General features: G+C 39.3%; 13 protein-coding genes and 1 tRNA gene. 8 read left to right on the top strand and 6 right to left on the bottom strand.

Annotated features, from left to right (window positions below; genetic code table 11):
* Nucleotides 1-12: 12 nt before the first annotated feature.
* From HH214_RS11930 to HH214_RS11905, 6 genes are all read left to right on the top strand, one after another.
* Nucleotides 13-1,659 (top strand): methyl-accepting chemotaxis protein, encoded by a 1,647-nt coding sequence (locus HH214_RS11930; protein ID WP_169607946.1) that lies wholly within the window; start codon nucleotides 13-15, stop codon nucleotides 1,657-1,659.
* 15 nt (nucleotides 1,660-1,674) lie between these two features.
* Entirely contained in the window at nucleotides 1,675-2,520 is an 846-nt protein-coding gene (locus tag HH214_RS11925) for a CheR family methyltransferase (RefSeq protein WP_169607944.1), read from the top strand.
* Nucleotides 2,521-3,021 (top strand): chemotaxis protein CheD, encoded by a 501-nt coding sequence (locus HH214_RS11920; RefSeq protein ID WP_169607943.1) that lies wholly within the window; start codon nucleotides 2,521-2,523, stop codon nucleotides 3,019-3,021.
* A 2-nt stretch (nucleotides 3,022-3,023) separates the two neighbouring features.
* Nucleotides 3,024-4,094, top strand: coding sequence for a protein-glutamate methylesterase/protein-glutamine glutaminase (locus tag HH214_RS11915; RefSeq protein WP_169607941.1), 1,071 nt, complete (start codon nucleotides 3,024-3,026; stop codon nucleotides 4,092-4,094).
* 182 nt (nucleotides 4,095-4,276) lie between these two features.
* Nucleotides 4,277-6,064 carry a mechanosensitive ion channel family protein gene (locus HH214_RS11910; protein WP_169607939.1) on the top strand — a complete coding sequence of 596 codons (1,788 nt, stop codon included), beginning with the start codon at nucleotides 4,277-4,279 and terminating at the stop codon, nucleotides 6,062-6,064.
* 295 nt (nucleotides 6,065-6,359) lie between these two features.
* Complete coding sequence (locus HH214_RS11905; RefSeq protein ID WP_211166212.1) at nucleotides 6,360-7,340, top strand: nucleotide kinase domain-containing protein; 981 nt, start codon at nucleotides 6,360-6,362, stop codon at nucleotides 7,338-7,340.
* A gap of 17 nt (nucleotides 7,341-7,357) precedes the next feature.
* Here the strand turns inward: HH214_RS11905 and HH214_RS11900 are convergent, their stop codons facing one another.
* Nucleotides 7,358-8,005, bottom strand: a complete 648-nt coding sequence (locus HH214_RS11900; RefSeq protein ID WP_169607937.1) for an alpha-ketoglutarate-dependent dioxygenase AlkB — start codon at nucleotides 8,003-8,005, stop codon at nucleotides 7,358-7,360.
* Between the two features lie 142 nt (nucleotides 8,006-8,147).
* Here HH214_RS11900 and HH214_RS11895 point away from each other — a divergent pair, with 142 nt between their 5' ends.
* A complete protein-coding gene (locus HH214_RS11895; RefSeq protein WP_169607935.1) occupies nucleotides 8,148-8,336 on the top strand; it encodes a hypothetical protein in 189 nt (62 codons plus the stop codon).
* A gap of 255 nt (nucleotides 8,337-8,591) precedes the next feature.
* On the opposite strand, the gene HH214_RS11890 is transcribed toward HH214_RS11895, so the two are convergent.
* The 3 genes from HH214_RS11890 to metG form a co-directional block, all read right to left on the bottom strand.
* Nucleotides 8,592-9,350, bottom strand: a complete 759-nt coding sequence (locus HH214_RS11890; RefSeq protein ID WP_169607933.1) for a hypothetical protein — start codon at nucleotides 9,348-9,350, stop codon at nucleotides 8,592-8,594.
* Between the two features lie 547 nt (nucleotides 9,351-9,897).
* Nucleotides 9,898-9,969, bottom strand: a tRNA-Arg gene (locus HH214_RS11885).
* An 85-nt stretch (nucleotides 9,970-10,054) separates the two neighbouring features.
* The gene (metG, locus tag HH214_RS11880) at nucleotides 10,055-12,124 is read right to left on the bottom strand and encodes a methionine--tRNA ligase (RefSeq protein ID WP_169607931.1); all 2,070 of its coding nucleotides are present in this window, start codon (nucleotides 12,122-12,124) and stop codon (nucleotides 10,055-10,057) included.
* 41 nt (nucleotides 12,125-12,165) lie between these two features.
* Here metG and HH214_RS11875 point away from each other — a divergent pair, with 41 nt between their 5' ends.
* The gene (locus tag HH214_RS11875) at nucleotides 12,166-13,065 is read left to right on the top strand and encodes a S66 peptidase family protein (RefSeq protein ID WP_169607929.1); all 900 of its coding nucleotides are present in this window, start codon (nucleotides 12,166-12,168) and stop codon (nucleotides 13,063-13,065) included.
* Nucleotides 13,066-13,134: 69 nt separating this feature from the next.
* Here the strand turns inward: HH214_RS11875 and HH214_RS11870 are convergent, their stop codons facing one another.
* Both HH214_RS11870 and HH214_RS11865 read right to left on the bottom strand, forming a co-directional pair.
* On the bottom strand, nucleotides 13,135-14,595 hold the full coding sequence (locus HH214_RS11870; RefSeq protein ID WP_169607927.1) for a RagB/SusD family nutrient uptake outer membrane protein: 1,461 nt from the start codon (nucleotides 14,593-14,595) through the stop codon (nucleotides 13,135-13,137).
* Between the two features lie 19 nt (nucleotides 14,596-14,614).
* A complete protein-coding gene (locus HH214_RS11865) occupies nucleotides 14,615-17,773 on the bottom strand; it encodes a SusC/RagA family TonB-linked outer membrane protein (protein WP_169607925.1) in 3,159 nt (1,052 codons plus the stop codon).
* Nucleotides 17,774-17,798 lie beyond the last annotated feature (25 nt).

Raw genomic sequence — 17,798 nt, 5'->3', positions numbered from 1 at the left:
CAAGTAAACGATATGAATAACATTAAAATATCCACTAAGCTGATAATTAAATCTACACTTACGGCGCTGATTCTGGTTGCCATGGGTATTTATGAGCTTAATAACCTAAAAAAGGTTAATCAATCTTTAGAAATAGAGTATAAGGATCGCGTAACCAGCCTTAAACAGCTTAAAACCATATCAGACATGTACGCTATACATATAGTTAGCGCTACGCATGATGTTATCAATGGTGATATCGATTTTAAAACCGCTAATCGGGACATTACTCAAGCTGAAGGCTCTATTAAAACCAACTGGAAACAGTATATAGAAAACGCTAACATGGCTGAAGAGCGGGAAGTTGCTGCAGAAACCGAGGAACTGATGCACAATGCCGACGTATCGATTGCATCTCTTCACACCATCCTTTCTACTGGCGATAAAGAAGCATTAACCACGTTTGTTACCAAAAATTTGTATTCACAAATTGATCCAATTGTTAGCAAAGTTGCCGAGCTTACTAACATACAGCTTACCGGAGCTCAACAGCAATATCTGAGCGGTAGAGATGTTTATTCATCTGCCATTACCGGTTCATGGATGTTTATCATTGCTGGTATTGTTTTTTTAGTTACAGTATCCACTTTAATAATCAGAAACATACATCGTGAAATGCGGGAAGCTACTGCTATAGTTTCCAAATTAGCTGAAGGAGATTTAACTATTTCTATTAAAGATACTGGTAAAGACGAAATAGGTTTATTGCTTGCTGATCTTAAAGCTATGATTGATCGCACTAAGCAGATAATCAGTTATGTGTATTCAGCCTCAGATACCATTGTGGCAGCAAGTCAGGAGTTAAGCTCCGCATCTCAGCAAATGTCGGAAGGCGCCAATGAACAAGCTGCTGCAACAGAACAGGTTTCTTCATCAATGGAAGAGATGGTAGCTAGCGTGCAGCAAAACAATGATAACGCTTTACAAACCAAAAAAATAGCTGTAAAAGCTTCCGGGGATGCTATTACGGGCCATGAGTCCATTAAAGAAGCCGTTATTTCTATCAAAGCCATTGCTGACCGTATCAATATCATCAGCGACATTGCTCGGCAAACTAATATTTTGGCCTTAAATGCAGCCGTTGAAGCAGCACGTGCCGGCGATCAAGGCCGTGGCTTTGCAGTTGTTGCAGCCGAAGTCAGGAAACTAGCAGAAAAATCGCAGGCAGCAGCAACAGAAATTATTGAACTTTCTCATTCTGGAGTTTTAATTACCGAAAAGTCAGGTAATTTATTTGGGTTTATTGTACCTGATGTTCAGCATACAGCCAAGCTGGTTGAAGAAATTAGTGCATCAAGCAGTGAACAAAACCTGGGTGCTTCACAAATTAATAATGCACTGCAGCAACTTAACCAAGTTACTCAGCAAAACGCTGCCACCTCAGAAGAGGTAGCCGCCAGTGCCGAAGAACTGGCTACTCAGGCCGACCAGTTAAAGGAACTAATATCCTTCTTTAAATTTGAGGAAGAAGTTAAGGCTAAACGCCCTGCTCCCCTGCAAGTTCAACCACTTAAAACTCGAAAAAACGTAGGCAGAAGTATACCTGTACGCAATAGCCAGTACAATAAGGGTATTAGCATCAATATGGATGAATTGGACAGCAGCTACGAAAGATATTAAGAAACTTTCAACACCATGAGCTTTTTAAATATGGAACAGCGGGGTACAATGTCGGCATCAGATTTTACGCGGCTTAGTAATTTTATTTATAATAATTACGGTATAAAGCTTCCATTGTCTAAAAAGATTATGCTGGAAGGAAGGCTGCAAAAAAGGTTAAAGGCTCTCAACATGTCGTCGTTTAAAGATTATTGCGACTACATTTTTAGCCACGAAGGTCAGCGCGAAGAAATTGTAACGATGATTGATATGGTAACCACCAATAAAACTGATTTCTTTCGTGAAGCTATTCATTTTGATTTTTTATCCAACCAAGTTCTGCCATCGTTTGAATCAGCCAGCAGTCGTTCATTTAAGTTATGGAGCGCAGGGTGCGCAACTGGTGAAGAACCTTACACCATAGCTATGGTTTTAGAGGAATTTAGTGAAAAGTCTGGCAAGATTGATTACCAAATTTTAGGTACCGACATTTCAGCACAGGCATTACAGCAAGGCATAACTGCAGTTTATGCAGAAGAAAAGGTTATTCCTATTCCTATAAATCTAAAAAAGAAATACCTGCTACGCAGCAAAAATCAAGTAAAAAAAACGGTGCGGATAGTGCCACAGTTGCGCCGCAGAATAGAATTTGAAAGATTAAATTTTATCAATAATGATTTTGGATCGTTACCTATGTTTGATGTTATCTTCTGCCGTAATGTATTAATTTATTTTGACCGTAAAACGCAGGAAAAAGTTATAGGTAAATTATGTTCAAGATTGATGACCGGAGGTATATTATTTCTGGGCCACTCAGAATCGATCACTACCATGGCGCTGCCGCTAGTACAAATACACCCTACCATATTTAAAAAGATTTAAGTGACAGAACTTAAAAAAATTTATCTGCTGCCTGGCTCAGTATTTATTGATGAATTACCTCATGTAATTGAAATGGTATTAGGTTCTTGTATTGCAGTTGCACTTTGGGATGTAGTGCTTCAATATGGCAGTATTAACCATTATATGTTACCTGAGTGGAGTGGCGAAGGCAATCCTACTTATAAGTATGGTAGCGTTGCTATCCCCTACTTAATAAACAAAATGCTTACCCTAGGCAGTAAGCGTACAAACTTACAGGCAAAAGTATTTGGAGGTAGTGTTTTGCATACCACCAGTGGAATTTTTAATGTTGGGCAGAGAAACACACAATTTGCATTTAACTTGCTGCAACAGGAGCATATACCTGTTGTTAATCAAGATGTAGGTGGCACACAAAGCCGTAAAGTAATTTTTAATTCAGCTAGCGGAGAAGTATTTGTCCGGATGATTCAGCCTGTAACCAGCCGCAGCTTGAATAATAAACCTAAATTTAATCAGTAGTTATGGTACCTAAAATCAAAGTACTCATAGTTGATGATTCAGCTTACTTTAGGCAGCTGTTACACCAATTATTGTTAACTGATGAGTCATTTGAGGTTATAGCCACTGCTGCAGATCCGTTCATAGCAGCTCATAAAATGGAGCGGCAAGCTCCTGACGTCATCTTGCTGGATAGTGATATGCCACGTATGTCGGGGTTGACGTTTTTGCGTAAAATAATGCATCAGCATCCCATCCCAATTATACTTATGTTGGATGCCACAGAACCAGAAACTACTACAAATCAAGCCAAAGAGTACGGTGCGGTAGCCGTATGGGAAAAGTCCCATTTGGAACATATGCAGCTACAACACAAGCTTTACTTTTGCGATGCTATAAAAACGGCTGTACAAAATAAACTTAAAAAAAGCTTAACGGCAGATATTTCTATTGTTAAACCTAAATTATCTGCTGATGTTATTATAAAGCATACCTCTTTTTTTACTAACCTGGCAACTCATAACAAAGTCATTGTGGTAGGCGCTTCTACAGGTGGCACTGAAGCTATCCGTACATTTTTGAAAGGTTTACCTGTTAATTGCCCTGGCATTGTAGTGGTGCAACATATGCCCGAAGGCTTTACCCGCTCTTTTGCAGAGCGCTTAAATGAGCTATGCTGCCAGCAGATTAAAGAAGCTGAAGAAGGTGACCAGGTTAAGCCAGGAACAGTTTTAATTGCACCCGGCAATCAGCACATATTGTTGAAAAGGAATGGCAGCCATTACTTTGTTACGCTTAACAGTGGCCCCTTAGTAAACCGGCACCGACCTTCAGTTGACGTACTGTTTCGATCAGCAGCAATTGATGCGGGTAAAAACTGCCTGGGAATTCTATTAACAGGTATGGGCAATGACGGTGCACAGGGTTTGCTGGAGATCAAACAAGCTGCAGGTCATACCATTGTTCAGGATGAAGCTTCCAGCGTGGTATTTGGCATGCCTAAAGAAGCCATTCGGCTTTGTGCTGCAGAGATAATTTTGCCGCTAAAAAGTATTGCATCACATGTAAGTAAACTATATTCCACTACAAAATAGTGAAACCGCAGCTTATTTGAATATCACAATCAATAAACAATAATCTTATTTTGATGCTCCTTCCGCTTAATTTTAAAGACAAACTGACATCATATTTAATAGTTAATCTTCTGTTTATAATAATTTAGTTGCCAACAAACTTTTTACAGCTACATCACTTAAGTTAGTTCGGAACCAAGGTGATGATCTATAAAAAAGTACTGATATTTGTTTTAACTTGTTTGCTCAGCGGTAGTTTGCTAGCCCAGCATCATACTATTTCAAATCATCGTGATTCTCTGAAGAACAGCCAGCTCATCAAGCAGACAACCAAGCTTCAGGAGATAGCTTCTGTACATCAGAGCGACTCTATTCAGAAAGCTGTGGTGCTACAGCTACAAAATTTGAATGTTCAGGATAGTACTAAAATTCGACTGCTGGTTACTACTCTACAAGCCTTGAAATTGTCCGACTCGCTGGAAAAAAGCCAGTTACCACATCATATTGATTCTTTAAAGCGACTGGTTACCGGCTTTCAGGTCATACCATTTGATCAGCCTCTATTTACCATCCGCAGTCCTTTAGGTGCTTTCTCACCACAAGAAAGGGCAAAAGCCATTACCGAAAAGCTTAAACAGCTTGCTCGTGATTATGTATTTCATCAGGATTCTCTTGTTATTAGTAGCCAATATGCAATACTTCAAATTCAATATGCACATCAACCTATTTTAAGCATTGACACTACAGATGCCTTGTGGATGAATTCTTCCAAACTCAAGCTGGCGCAACATTACCGCAATCAGATAGCTTTAGCAATGGCTAGTCATCAGCAAGCTACCAGTTTACAATCCCTTTTAAAAGAAGCTGGCCTTGCCATTTTAGTTATACTTGCCGTAACTTTACTGATTTACTTCATCAGAAGACTAGCCAAGAAACTCAGCCGTAAAATTACTGAGCAGCGTGGGAAAAGAATTAACGGCATTAAGATCAAGAGCTATGAACTTTTCAACGCCGGCCAACAAATAAGTGTACTACTGTTCTTCAATAATGTGATTAAATGGTCCCTAATTATTTTGTTGGTCTATTTGGCTTTGCCAGTACTATTTGGCCTATTCCCCTGGACTAGGGGTATTGCAACTACTTTGTTTGGCTTGGTGTTAAATCCAGCTAAGAAAATCATCAAAGCTTTCTGGAACTACATGCCCAACCTCTTTACTGTGCTTCTAATAGGCGTCGTTTTCTGGTATTTTCTCAAAGGCATTCGTTATTTGAAGCGGGAAATTGAAAAAGGGAATCTTACTATTCCTGGTTTTTACGCAGACTGGGCCGCACCTACTTACCAGATCGTCCGGGTGATTGTACTTGCTTTTATGTTCATCCTTATCTTCCCCTATTTACCTGGTTCAAATTCACTGGCATTCAAAGGGGTATCTGTTTTCTTAGGTGTGTTATTCACCTTTGGCTCGGCAGGTCCATTAGGTAACCTTATTTCTGGTATGGTACTCACTTATATGCGTTCCTTTAAAGTGGGTGACCGGGTTAAGATAGGTGAAGTTACGGGTGACATTATGGAAGAAACCCTACTAGTCATCCGCATCCGGACGATTAAGAATGAGATTATTTCTATTCCAAATTCCAGTGTTTTGGCCAGTCATACCATTAACTATAGCAGTGAAAGTGCGCAAGAAGGCTTAATCATCAACACTACTATTACCATGGGTTATAATACGCCATGGAAGCAGGTGCACGAACTGCTCATTCAGGCTGCGCTCCAAACGGAATATATTCAGCCCTCGCCAGCACCTTACGTTTATCAAACCAAGCTGGATGATTACTACGCCAGTTATCAGATTAATGCCTACACGCGGGAAGCCAATCAACAAGATCTTATTTATTCCAACCTTCATCAGCACATACAAAACATATTCAATGATGCCGGATTAGAACTGGTGTCTCCACATTACCGGGTTATTAGAACTGAACGGACTTAGTTGCATACTTGCTTTCTATACATCCAGATATAAAGCTGATTAAATATTTCGAGGCAAAGCATACAAATTTCTTTTTCTATTTCCATTATTCTGCAGAATAGCAATAATAGGTCAGTAATACTTATAGCTTTATAAAAACATTCAATTAGATTTAATGCAAGAGCAAATCCATCAGTACCGCCTTTGCACTTTTCGCACCATTTACTTCTGATATAAATTAAAGTTTTTTGATACGAAATGCAGGCTTAACGTCTACACTGAAAATGGTATAGAACTTTTGCTAACTTCGATGCTGATGATTACGGTTACCAAACAGCTTCCCACTCCTACTTATGTACTAGACACCTACTGGAGGTTTGCAGCAGCAAGGCAGGAAATCTTCTTTAACCGAATCAGCGGAAAAACGCTACTAACCGCCGACCCCATCTTGCTCAAGCACAAGTTCACGAACGCTTACCGCGCTGCCGACCGGGTTAGTCAGTACCTTATCAGCGAAGTTATTTATAAAGGTAACCAGTCGCCAGACGAGCTTCTTTTCCGCATTTTATTGTTTAAGCTGTTTAATAAGATAGAAACTTGGGAACTCCTGCAACATGAGCTAGGCGATGTGACTTGGGCTAACTACTCTTTTAAAACCTACAGCCAGGTTCTATATCAAGCTCTGCAAGCTGGTGAGCCGATCTATTCCGGCGCTTACATGATGGCTTCCGGCAGTAGTGCCTACGGCTACGCCCGAAAACACGAAAATCATTTAAAGCTGATTGAGCACATGATGCACGCGCAATTGGCAGACCATATCGTCAATGCCAAATCACTGGAAGCAGTTTATGAACTTTTATTAAGCTTCCCTACCATCGGAAAATTTTTAGCCTATCAATATGCTATTGACATCAACTACAGCAACCTGACTAATTTTAGCGAGATGGACTTTGTCATGCCCGGCCCCGGGGCAAAAGATGGGATCCGCAAATGCTTTAGCAGCTTAGGGGATTACTCCGAGGCTGACGTAATCCGCTATGTTACCGACCGGCAGGAACAGGAATTTGAGCGCCTGGGCATTTACTTTAAAAGTTTATGGGGCAGGCGCCTCCAGCTCATTGATTGTCAGAACCTATTTTGCGAAACAGATAAATATGCACGTGTTGCGCACCCTGAAGTAAATGGCATCTCTAAACGGACGAGAATAAAGCAGCTTTATTCCATGATTGACCGTAATATTGACTATTTCTTCCCACCCAAATGGGGCCTGAATTCCCGGCTGAACATTGTTCCCTAATCATCAGCCGATTAGGCTTAGCTTAGCTGCGCTATAGCTTCAGGGCTGATGTTAAACTTCTCTTGCAGAAGTTTAGCCACCTTGCCTTCCGGGTTAATAGGATGTACTTTTTTCGGTTTCACTTTACGGTAAGTAATTGATACGCGTCTTTCTCTGTGGTGTACGTTCCCGTCCACTTTATCTTTTTTTCGGGGTGGTATGCCATGTTTCCACTTCTTGCGGGCGTCATCCTGCATTACATATATAGAGCGCCTTGGTATCTCTATATCAATAACCTCTTCATTCTTTCCTTTAATGAATCGCATTACACAGCCACTGCCTAGGTTCACACCACAGATTTGATTCTCGTAATACGCCCTATCCTTATGCGGTTTGAGGCCTTCTCCTGGAACATACTCGTTAATAATCACTTGGTCTGGCTGAAGGTCTATAATTTTCTGTTCTACGAGTTCTTGTGATAGCTGGTATATCATCGGCGGCATGGCAACCGGAAAGGGTATCAGATCATAAGGCTTGTCTAGCTCATTGCGATAGCCGTAGTATTGCAACCGCCTTAAGTAATCCACTATCCAAGTCTGGCTGTCAATTTCGCTCAATAACTGCTGCTCCCGTGTCTCGTCAATAAAATCGGGATATAAATATAACCCAGGTAGTGCTGTTTCCATTTTCGAATATTGTAGATGTTGGTGCTAAAAATCAGGTGCATAAAGTTCTTGAGAGCAACAAGTATGATGGGATTAGGTTTGAAAATTTGACAGCTAGTCTTGAGTGCTCAGCTATATTTTGATCCTCTACTGTTTTAAGTACATGACTAATATTTTTGAGCAAGTTTCTTACTCTATTGTTGTGAAATATTCAGAGCAGGATTGTGAAAGCTTACTGATTAAGCAGAGCCAAATTAAAGGGGAGTTTTGTGTCATCATCTTATCCTTCACCATTACTGAAATGTACGCTAAAGAACAAGGTTGGAGCAGTACTCGGTTGAGCAAGGCGTAACGGTGATCAACAAGGTGGTTACCTAAAACGCAAGATGGAAGTGTTAACTGCTAATTATCCGTTTGAATAGAAAGAAGCACTGACGGACAAGTGTTTTGCGAACATTCATTAGAACAAACTGCCCAAAAGCAGCTGTCTCCGAGCTTGTACCTATAATGGGTAAATAAAGCTTGAATAGTGGTGTTTTAATAAATTGCGCGTGGCGGAGATATGGAAAAATATACTACTTATGCATGTCTATTAAATAAATAATTGCTATGTTAATAGTTTAGTCAATATTTCTCCGCGATTACTTTTTGTAAACAAGTCAAAGTTGCATTTAATAAATTGATGTAACTCATTGTAGAGTTCTAATAGTTCATCGTTGTTGTACCTGATTTGATGTGATAGCATTCCGACTGTAACGCTGATCTCTTTCCATACAAATGTATTTTTAGGCAAACTTTTCAAAAAGCTATATTTAATAAAAGGAGTCTCAAGGCCATCAGCATGTGAGGCAGTATTTCTTAAGATATAAAGCATTATGTACCAATCTTTCATCTGTAGCCTATTTCTTAAATGGGTTCTACGAGATATTGATTTTTCAAACTGTTGCTCATATTTTAATATATATTTTTCTAAAATTTCATAAATGGAATTTATAAATTTTGTTCGTATAAAATGAAAGTTTTGGAAGTTTAAAGAAGCAAGGGTACTTTCGATATCAACTGCTCCAAATCGCGTAAGTTTATTAAAATTATCCTGTATAATATCTTTCTGTAGTTCCACTGTCCTAAGTGAATTTGGATCTATATATGCTGTGTCATGCAGCTTTTGAATTTCAGCATGACCGGCTCTATAAAATTTGACTACTCGATCATATGTACTATCAGAATAACCTTTATAAATTTCTTCGCTTAATAGTAGTTGAGCAAAATTTAGAGTAAAGAAGTTGATTTTGTAATCTTCTAAAAAGGATAATAAAGTATAATAATTTAAAGGTATATCTCCATTTTTTATAACGATTCTTTTCATTGTGTAAAGTTTAAGTACACACAAATATAAACTTCGTTAGGTCTTGATACGTGATTGGCTTGTCCTTTTTTTTTAAACTACATTCTCTACTATTTGCATAATGGAAAGTGTAAAAGAGTGGCTTAACAGTAGTCGAGAATTTGATGTTGGTATTAAGTTGTTTAGGACTAATGGTGGCAGCCAATTCTACTATCACATGTTTATTAATGTTGGTGTTACTAATTTTTTAACTAAAAGTTGGTAGTTGAACTAAAAAGTTAGCAGAGCAGTTGCCGCAACAACAATCCGCGCCTCTTTCTACACCATCCCCCATTAAACAATCAGCACCGAGCCAGCCACAGCTTGCAACTGTTCAGAAAGTGGATAATCGCAAATACCTCAACCTAGTTAAGCAAAACATATCTTTGATCAAATTCTGCCTTTTTTATATTACTAAACAGCACAAAACCGTAAAGCTTCATTTTCTTGCAAAAGCAAAAAAGTGCAAAAAAACAAAACCGCTTCTATTTGATAAAAAGCGGTTTTTGAACTCAAAATTTAATGATAGTAGCCCCGACGCGAATCGAACGCGTATCTAAAGTTTAGGAAACTTCTATTCTATCCGTTGAACTACGGGGCCATTCAAATGTTAGGCTATGCAAATGTGCAAATTTTAATTAAATCATCTGCACATTTACATATTTACTTATTTCTGCACCTGCTTGCTAGCGTACTACTGAACCGTTGTGCATTCCTTCTCCTGGCGATACAAAGCTTAGTTTACCTTCAGCATTCTCAGCCATTAAAATCATTCCTTGTGACAGGATACCTTTAATTTCACGCGGTTCTAAGTTAGCCAAAATGCTTACTTGCTGACCAATAATAGCATCGGGTTCAAAGTGTTCAGCAATGCCTGACACTACCGTACGCTGGTCTAAACCGGTATCAATGGTGAGCTTTAACAACTTTTTAGTTTTGGCTACTTTCTCAGCCGTCAGAATGGTACCGATACGGATGTCCATAGCGGCAAATTGTTCGTAGTTAATATTTTCTTTAGCCGGCATTAAAGTTGGTGTGGTAACTTCTATAGCTGGTGCTTCCATTGCTTGTTTTTTATTAATTAATTTTTGTATCTGTTTTTCGATGACCTCATCTTCCAGCTTCTCAAACAATAATGAAGCTGCATTCAACTGATGCTCATTGGCAAATGCGATTTGCTGATCGAAATGGATTATATCAGTCGGCCAGTTCAACATAGCTAATAGTTTTTGAGCAGTACCCGGTAAAAAGGGCTGCAAGCAGGTAGCAATATGGCCAATTAGTACCAAACAGTTATGTAAAGATTTCCGAGCAGCTTCCGGGTTGGTTTTAATAGTTTTCCAAGGCTCCTGCTCGGTTAAATACCGGTTACCCAAGCGAGCCATATCCATCACAATCTGCTGTGCCTGCCTGAACTTATAGCTTTCAAAACTTTGCTCCAAATCGGCATACAACTGCTTTAATTGCGTTTGTAAGCCTTCATGGGTCAAAGTAATCTCTCTAGCATCGGTTTGTACCTGCCCATTAAAGAACTTATGCATTAATATCATTACCCGGTTTACCAAGTTACCCAAGATAGCTACCAACTCGTTATTCACGCGAGCTTGATAATCTTTCCAGGTAAACTCACTATCACTGGTTTCAGGAGCAATAGCAGTCAAGTAGTATCTTAATTCATCTACTTTGTCGGGGAAATCTTCCAAATACTCATGCATTTCAATACTCCACCCTCGGCTGGTCGACATTTTATCACCTTCCAGGTTCATGAATTCGTTTGCCGGCACATTTTCAGGTAATACAAACTCGCCATGAGCTTTCAACATAGCCGGAAATACGATACAATGAAACACAATATTGTCTTTACCAATAAAGTGCACCAGCTTAGCATCCGGGTCTTGCCAGTAAGGTTTCCAGTCATTACCTGTATTGATAGCCCATTGTTTGGTAGCCGATATATAGCCAATAGGTGCATCAAACCAAACATATAGTACTTTACCATCGGCACCAGGTACCGGAACTTTAATACCCCAATCTAAATCGCGGGTAACGGCACGTGGGTGTAAGCCGCCATCAATCCAGCTTTTACATTGCCCGTAAACGTTAGTTTTCCAATCCGTAGCATGACCTTCCAGTATCCACTCACGCAGCCAGTTTTCATATTTATCTAATGGTAAATACCAGTGTTTGGTTGGGCGCAGTACCGGTTTGTTACCACTTAGGGTAGAGCGTGGTTCAATCAGCTCTTCCGGACTTAACGAGGTACCACATTTTTCACATTGGTCTCCATAGGCATTTTCATTGCCACAAACCGGGCAAGTTCCTATAATATAGCGGTCAGCCAAGAAAACACCCGCTTGCTCATCAAAATATTGTTCTGATTCCTGCTCGGTGAAAATGCCTTTATCATTCAGGTTAATAAAAAACTCCTGAGCAGTTTCATGATGTATAGGTTCACTGGTGCGATGATAAATATCAAACGAAATATTCAGCTTACCAAAGCAATATTTAATTAGTTCATGATATTTATCAATAATGGCGCGCGGAGTAGTATGCTCTTTCATAGCCTGATTAGCTATAGCCGTTCCGTGCTCGTCAGAGCCGCACACGAAAACTACATCACGTCTTTTTAAACGTAGATAACGGGCATATAAGTCGGCCGGTATATAAGCGCCTGCTAAATGACCTATATGTTTAGGACCGTTGGCGTATGGCAGAGCTGCCGTAATAGTGTAACGTTTATATTTTTGAGTTTCCAAAATTCAGTTTGCTTGTTGTACTTTGGCAAAGATAAGTCAATATGAGCATAACTCCTCCATTTCTGCGTAAAGGCGACCGTGTTGCCATTGTTTGTCCGGCTAAAAAGTTACCTCATCCTATGGATGATGCTGTAAGGCTATTGCAATCTTGGGGATTGGAAGTGGTTTTAGGTGAAACTGTCACCGCCTCTCACCACCAGTTTGCCGGCACCGATGAGCTGCGGACACAAGATTTACAACAGTTTATTAATGATGACAGCATCAAAGCTATCTTTGCCGCCCGTGGGGGTTATGGCACTGTCCGCATAATTGATTCACTCCGTCTTTACCACTTGGTTACTCATCCTAAATGGATTATTGGTTTTAGTGATATTACCGTATTACATGCTCATTTATATAGCATACATGAGCTAGTTACCATTCACGGTCAAATGCCCATTAACTTACCCGATGCTTCGCTACCATCACTTGAAACTTTACGCAAGGCTTTGTTTGGCGAACCTTTAAGTTACCAAATACCTCCCCATCCACTAAACCGATTGGGGCAAACTGAAGGCGTACTGGTTGGCGGTAACTTAGCTATTTTGGTTTCTATAGCAGGCTCCGTATCGGACTACCAATATGATGGAAAAATATTGTTTATTGAAGATGTAGGGGAATACCTTTATGCTATTGACCGTATGATGTATAAAATGAAACGAGCCAGCAAATTAAAAAAACTGGCCGGCCTGATTGTGGGTGGCTTTACTGATTTAAAGGACAATGACATTCCATTTGGGCAAACAGCACAGGAAATTATCTTAGATGCCGTAAAAGAATACAATTATCCTGTTTGTTTCGATTTTCCAGCCGGGCATGTGGCTGATAATAGAACTTTGCTTTTGGGCAAATTAGTACAATTAAATGTTCTGAAAGATAGAGTAACTGTTAATTACCTTTGAATGTTATAAAAAAAGCCTCATCAGAACTGCTTAATCTGATGAGGCTTTTTTATGATCAAACTTTGTAGCTTACCTACCTATAAGTTTGTTATACAATTGCTCATTACCGGACATTGGCCAAATGTAAGAAGCATCTGTAGGGTTAACTTGTGGAACGTTTGATTTTGCAGGGATCGGCAAATTAAGACGCATCAAATCGGACCAGCGCAAACCTTCACCTAAAAACTCGATATTTCTTTCTTTCAGAATCGCATTAATCAAGTCATTAGCTGAACTGAAACTAGAGGCCGTATATACTGTTGTTGCATCATTTCTACCACGAATGGCGTTCAGTAAAGCTATAGATTGCGCATCAATACCTGAGGTACGTGCACGGGCTTCGGCTAAGTTCAAAACAACCTCAGCATATCGCATTACAGGTACCCAGTCAGTATAAGGTGAAGAAGTTGGAAACTTCAGTTGATAGCTACGGCCACTTTTCACAGTAATTAAGCTTCTGCGTGTATCAGTACTTTTCCAGGTAGCATCAGCAATAATACCATTCGGATTTAAATAAAACTCAGATGAACCCAAACCACTGAAATAAGTAGCTATTTGGTTTTGTGTTCCAGGAGTTTCATTAGCATTAAATGGCATGGCCAAAATGTATTCTGTGTTGGTATAATTAGCCTTAAACATATTCACCTCATTGGCTTGTAAAGCGTTAGGATAGCCTGTAGTAGCTGTAAAAGGCGCGGCGCTGCTTACAATTTTGTTAGCTTCGGTAATTACATTAGCATACTGCTGCATGCTCAGGTAAACTCTGGTTTTAAAAGCTATAGCTGTATTACGGTGTGCTCTGGTAGTATTGGAGGCTGCATCAATTGTAGTGGTTCCTGTTGTATAATATACCAAAGGCAATCCAGTTTCAGCACCATTTAAATCACTGATGATTTGCGCATAAACCTGAGCTACAGTAACAGGCGCTAAATCATAATTACCATATGCAGAATTTCCGGTAAGGCGTAATGGCACGCCTGGACTAGCACCGTTATTAACTACATAAGGCTGGCAATAAAACTGCAATAAAGCGTAATAAGCAGCAGCTCTGATAAACTTAGCTTCGGCTACATACTGTGCACTTGTTGCAGCACCTACTACAGCGGTGCCTGTAGAAGCCATACCATCAATAAAAAGGTTACAATTATTAATGGTTAAATAAGCTTGTGACCACAAGTTTAAAACTTCCGAACTGGTACTGCTTACCGTTTCTGTCCAAGTCTGGTAAGCGGTTACCGAATTTGAGGTAGAATTAATCCAATTTTCACCTTTTACATCTTCATACACTTCATACCGACCTCCATATAATTGTCCGCTTCTCATAGTGGCATATAAGCCTAGCACCTGACTTTGGATACGAGCGGAAGTGGAAAATGGCTGCCCATCTTGGTTGGAAATAGAAGTTTGCGAAACTGGATAGAGCTTACTTTTTTGGCAAGCCGTACTACCCAATAATGCTATACCTAATATAATTAAAAATTTCTTTTTCATTTCATTTTCAAATTAATGATTAAAACTTAATTGAGAAACCTGCAGTAAAAGACCTGCTGTTCGGGCTGGTATTTCTATCAACACCCGAAGTACTGTTACCGTTAATAGAATCACCATTAGAAGAAACTTCAGGATCAGGTCCAGGATATTTGGTTATTATAAACAGATTTTGTGCGGTTACATAAACTCGTAAGCTTGATAAGCCTGTTCTGCCTAACAAAGATTTGGGCAGCGTATAACCCAAATTAACTGTTTTGAACTTTAAGAAATCTCCGCGATAAGTATTGAAATCTGTTGGGAAGGAAGTACCGTTTGAAACGTTATCACCGAATACTACTTGTGGGTAACGTGCTATCTGGCCTGGAGTAGTCCAATGATCTAAAATAACAGTAGAGTTATTCCAGAAACGCTGATCGGTTAAAGTAGATTGAGTACCGTAGTATACATAAAAGCCTAATTGGTAAGTAAATAATACATTCAAATCAAAATTTTTGTAATGGAATGAGTTGCTGAAACCGCCTGTTTCTTTAGGTACAGTATTACCTTGATTATGCGCATCGGCCGCTTGGCTGATAGCAGGGGCATTGCTACCATCCATATAGTACCAATGCTGTGTACCTAAAAAGGTATATTCCACTTTCTGACCTTTACCATTAATGAATATTCTTCGTCCGTTAGTAGGATCCACACCAGCTGAATTAACTAGATATAAGCTACCAATTGAATGGCCAACCTGATTAATATTGCTCACCTCGAGTGATGATGTAGAATAAGTAAAGTAGTTAGTACCTGGAATTAAAGAAGTGATTTTGTTTTGATTGAAAGCAATGTTAAAGTTAGCGCTCCAGCGGAAATTTTTACTTCTTACAATATCAGCATTTAAGTCAATTTCAAGACCTTTGTTGAACATAGAACCAACGTTTACCGGCGGGTTAGTAGCCAAACCGGCAGAAGGAGCTAAAGGCACGTTAAGTATTAAGCCGGATATATCATTTTTGTAATAAGCCAACTCACCTGTAATACGATCACCGAATATACCAAAGTTTAAGCCCACATCTGTTTTTCTACTAGTCTCCCATTTAAGGGCGTTATTACCTGCTTGTGTAGCAGCCAATGTTGGGTTAGCGTTGTACAAACTGTTGCCATAAAAACCATAAGAGGCATAGTTATTCAAGCCTGCATTATTACCTACTTGTGCGTAACTTCCTTTTAACCGAAAACTGCTAAATAGTTTATCTGCACCAATTTTACTCCAGAACTTCTCACGGGTAATTTCCCAGCTTACACCTACACCAGGAAATATACCGTACTTATGATCGGAACCGAAAGCTGAATAGCCGTCTCGACGAACAGTAGCTGATAAAAAATATTTTTTATCAAAATCATAATTTAATCTTCCAAAAAATGAAACTAGATAATTTTCTGTATTAACTAAATTACTGGTAGCAACATTAACAAAACCAGCTTGTATCTGATTAAAAGCAATATCAGATAGTATAGAGCGTGATAAACCAAAACCATATTGCGTGGTGCGTTGCTGCTCATTACCCAATAAAAATGAAAAATTGTGCTTATCAACAATGCTACGATCTAATTGCAAGGTGTTACTCCATACATAACGCTTATATTGTTGATAGTTGTCATTAGCATTGGCGTTATTAGTAACTACTCCTCCACTAACTGTAAAGTTACTTATTGGATTAGTAAAGTTATCATTCACACTATTTATATAGTCAATACCATATTGTGTTTTCAAAGTAATCCATGATAATGGTTTTACTTGTAAATAAACATTTGCTGCGGTATGAAACTGCTCATTATTAGCCCGGTCCAGATCTAAAGCTGGTTTAGGATTTGGATAGCTATTACTATAACCTTTGTTATTTTGTAAACCTATAGCACCTGTAAGTGGGTTTAAATTGTAACTGCCATCAGCATTGTAAGCACCGATATTTGGAGGAAGTAATAAAGCCAAACGACCTAAACCTGCTGTAGCATACGCCTCTCCCGATAATGAACCTGAAGAAGTAGCTGCCAAATTTTGCTGATCAACATAAGATAGCTTTGCTCCTAGTGAAATGTATTTATTAGCTTTATGATCTACATTAAATAATAAACCTTTGCTAATGAAATCATTTTTACGAATAATACCTTCTTGTTTGCTGTAATTAGCAGAAGCGTAGTAATTAGTTTTTTCAGTGCCTCCTGACACGCTCGCTGTAGTATTGTAAGTGGTTCCGGTTCTATAAATTAATTTTGCCCAGTTCGTATTAAAAGGTACACCATTAGCATCTGGTGTTGTAGTTACATAATAACTATTAGCATTGTATAATCCTGCATTAACTAAAGCTTCATTTTTTATAGATATATACTGATTAGCATCCAACACTTTAGGCAACCGAAATACATGATTTTGACCAATCCAGCTATCTAAACTTACTATAGCATTTCCCTTTTTACCCCTTTTTGTTGTAACAAATACTACACCATTTGCAGCACGACTACCATAAATAGCTGTAGCAGCACCATCTTTAGCAATGGAGATGCTTTCTATATCATCAGGATTAATATTAGCTAAAGCATTACCCCCAGACTCGCCACCACTTAAATCACCTGTAATACTTACCACACCATCAACCACAAACAAAGGTTGTGAACTTAATGATATGGAGTTTACACCACGAATGTGAATTACTGGAGGCGTATTAGAAACACCATTAGGAATGGTAACCTGCACACCCGGAGCACGTCCGGCAAGCGCTTGCTCAAAGTTTTGAACAGGTTGTTCAATTAGGTCGCTTCCCTTTACTTGGGCTATAGTACCTACAGTAGCCCTTTTTACCTGTGTACCGTATCCCACAACTACCACTTCATTTAAGTCACTAGATCTGCCCGTTAATACGATATCCTGACGATTACCACTTGGCGTAATTGTTTGCGTATTAAATCCTACAAAAGTGAAAACCAAAGCTTGACCGGGTGATACTTTAATGGTATAAGAACCGTCTGGTCCTGTTTGTGTACCCGTTTTGGTACCTTGAATGGTAACACTTACGCCTGGCAGCGGAAGACCATCATCTTTTCCGGTTATTACGCCGGTAACTGTACGGGTTTGTGCATAGACCTGAGCGCCTAGCAACATGAACACCCCTAAGAAAAAGAGTAAAGTTTTTTTCATGCGTTGATAGTTTAATTAATTGGGC

It is taken from the genome of Mucilaginibacter robiniae (assembly GCF_012849215.1).
GTDB classification, from domain to species: Bacteria; Bacteroidota; Bacteroidia; order Sphingobacteriales; family Sphingobacteriaceae; genus Mucilaginibacter; species Mucilaginibacter robiniae.
The sequence above is the reverse complement of the archived record's forward strand: the minus strand, read 5'-3'. Positions and strand labels throughout refer to the sequence as shown.

Bases quoted from the DNA above. Each gene is read 5' to 3' on its own strand.
- HH214_RS11930 (WP_169607946.1), top strand. From the start codon at position 13: ATGAATAACATTAAAATATCCACTAAGCTGATAATTAAATCTACACTT.
- HH214_RS11925 (WP_169607944.1), top strand. From the start codon at position 1,675: ATGAGCTTTTTAAATATGGAACAGCGGGGTACAATGTCGGCATCAGAT.
- HH214_RS11915 (WP_169607941.1), top strand. From the start codon at position 3,024: ATGGTACCTAAAATCAAAGTACTCATAGTTGATGATTCAGCTTACTTT.
- HH214_RS11910 (WP_169607939.1), top strand. From the start codon at position 4,277: ATGATCTATAAAAAAGTACTGATATTTGTTTTAACTTGTTTGCTCAGC.
- HH214_RS11905 (WP_211166212.1), top strand. From the start codon at position 6,360: ATGATTACGGTTACCAAACAGCTTCCCACTCCTACTTATGTACTAGAC.
- HH214_RS11900 (WP_169607937.1), bottom strand. From the start codon at position 8,005: ATGGAAACAGCACTACCTGGGTTATATTTATATCCCGATTTTATTGAC.
- HH214_RS11895 (WP_169607935.1), top strand. From the start codon at position 8,148: ATGACTAATATTTTTGAGCAAGTTTCTTACTCTATTGTTGTGAAATAT.
- HH214_RS11890 (WP_169607933.1), bottom strand. From the start codon at position 9,350: ATGAAAAGAATCGTTATAAAAAATGGAGATATACCTTTAAATTATTAT.
- HH214_RS11875 (WP_169607929.1), top strand. From the start codon at position 12,166: ATGAGCATAACTCCTCCATTTCTGCGTAAAGGCGACCGTGTTGCCATT.
- HH214_RS11870 (WP_169607927.1), bottom strand. From the start codon at position 14,595: ATGAAAAAGAAATTTTTAATTATATTAGGTATAGCATTATTGGGTAGT.
- HH214_RS11865 (WP_169607925.1), bottom strand. From the start codon at position 17,773: ATGAAAAAAACTTTACTCTTTTTCTTAGGGGTGTTCATGTTGCTAGGC.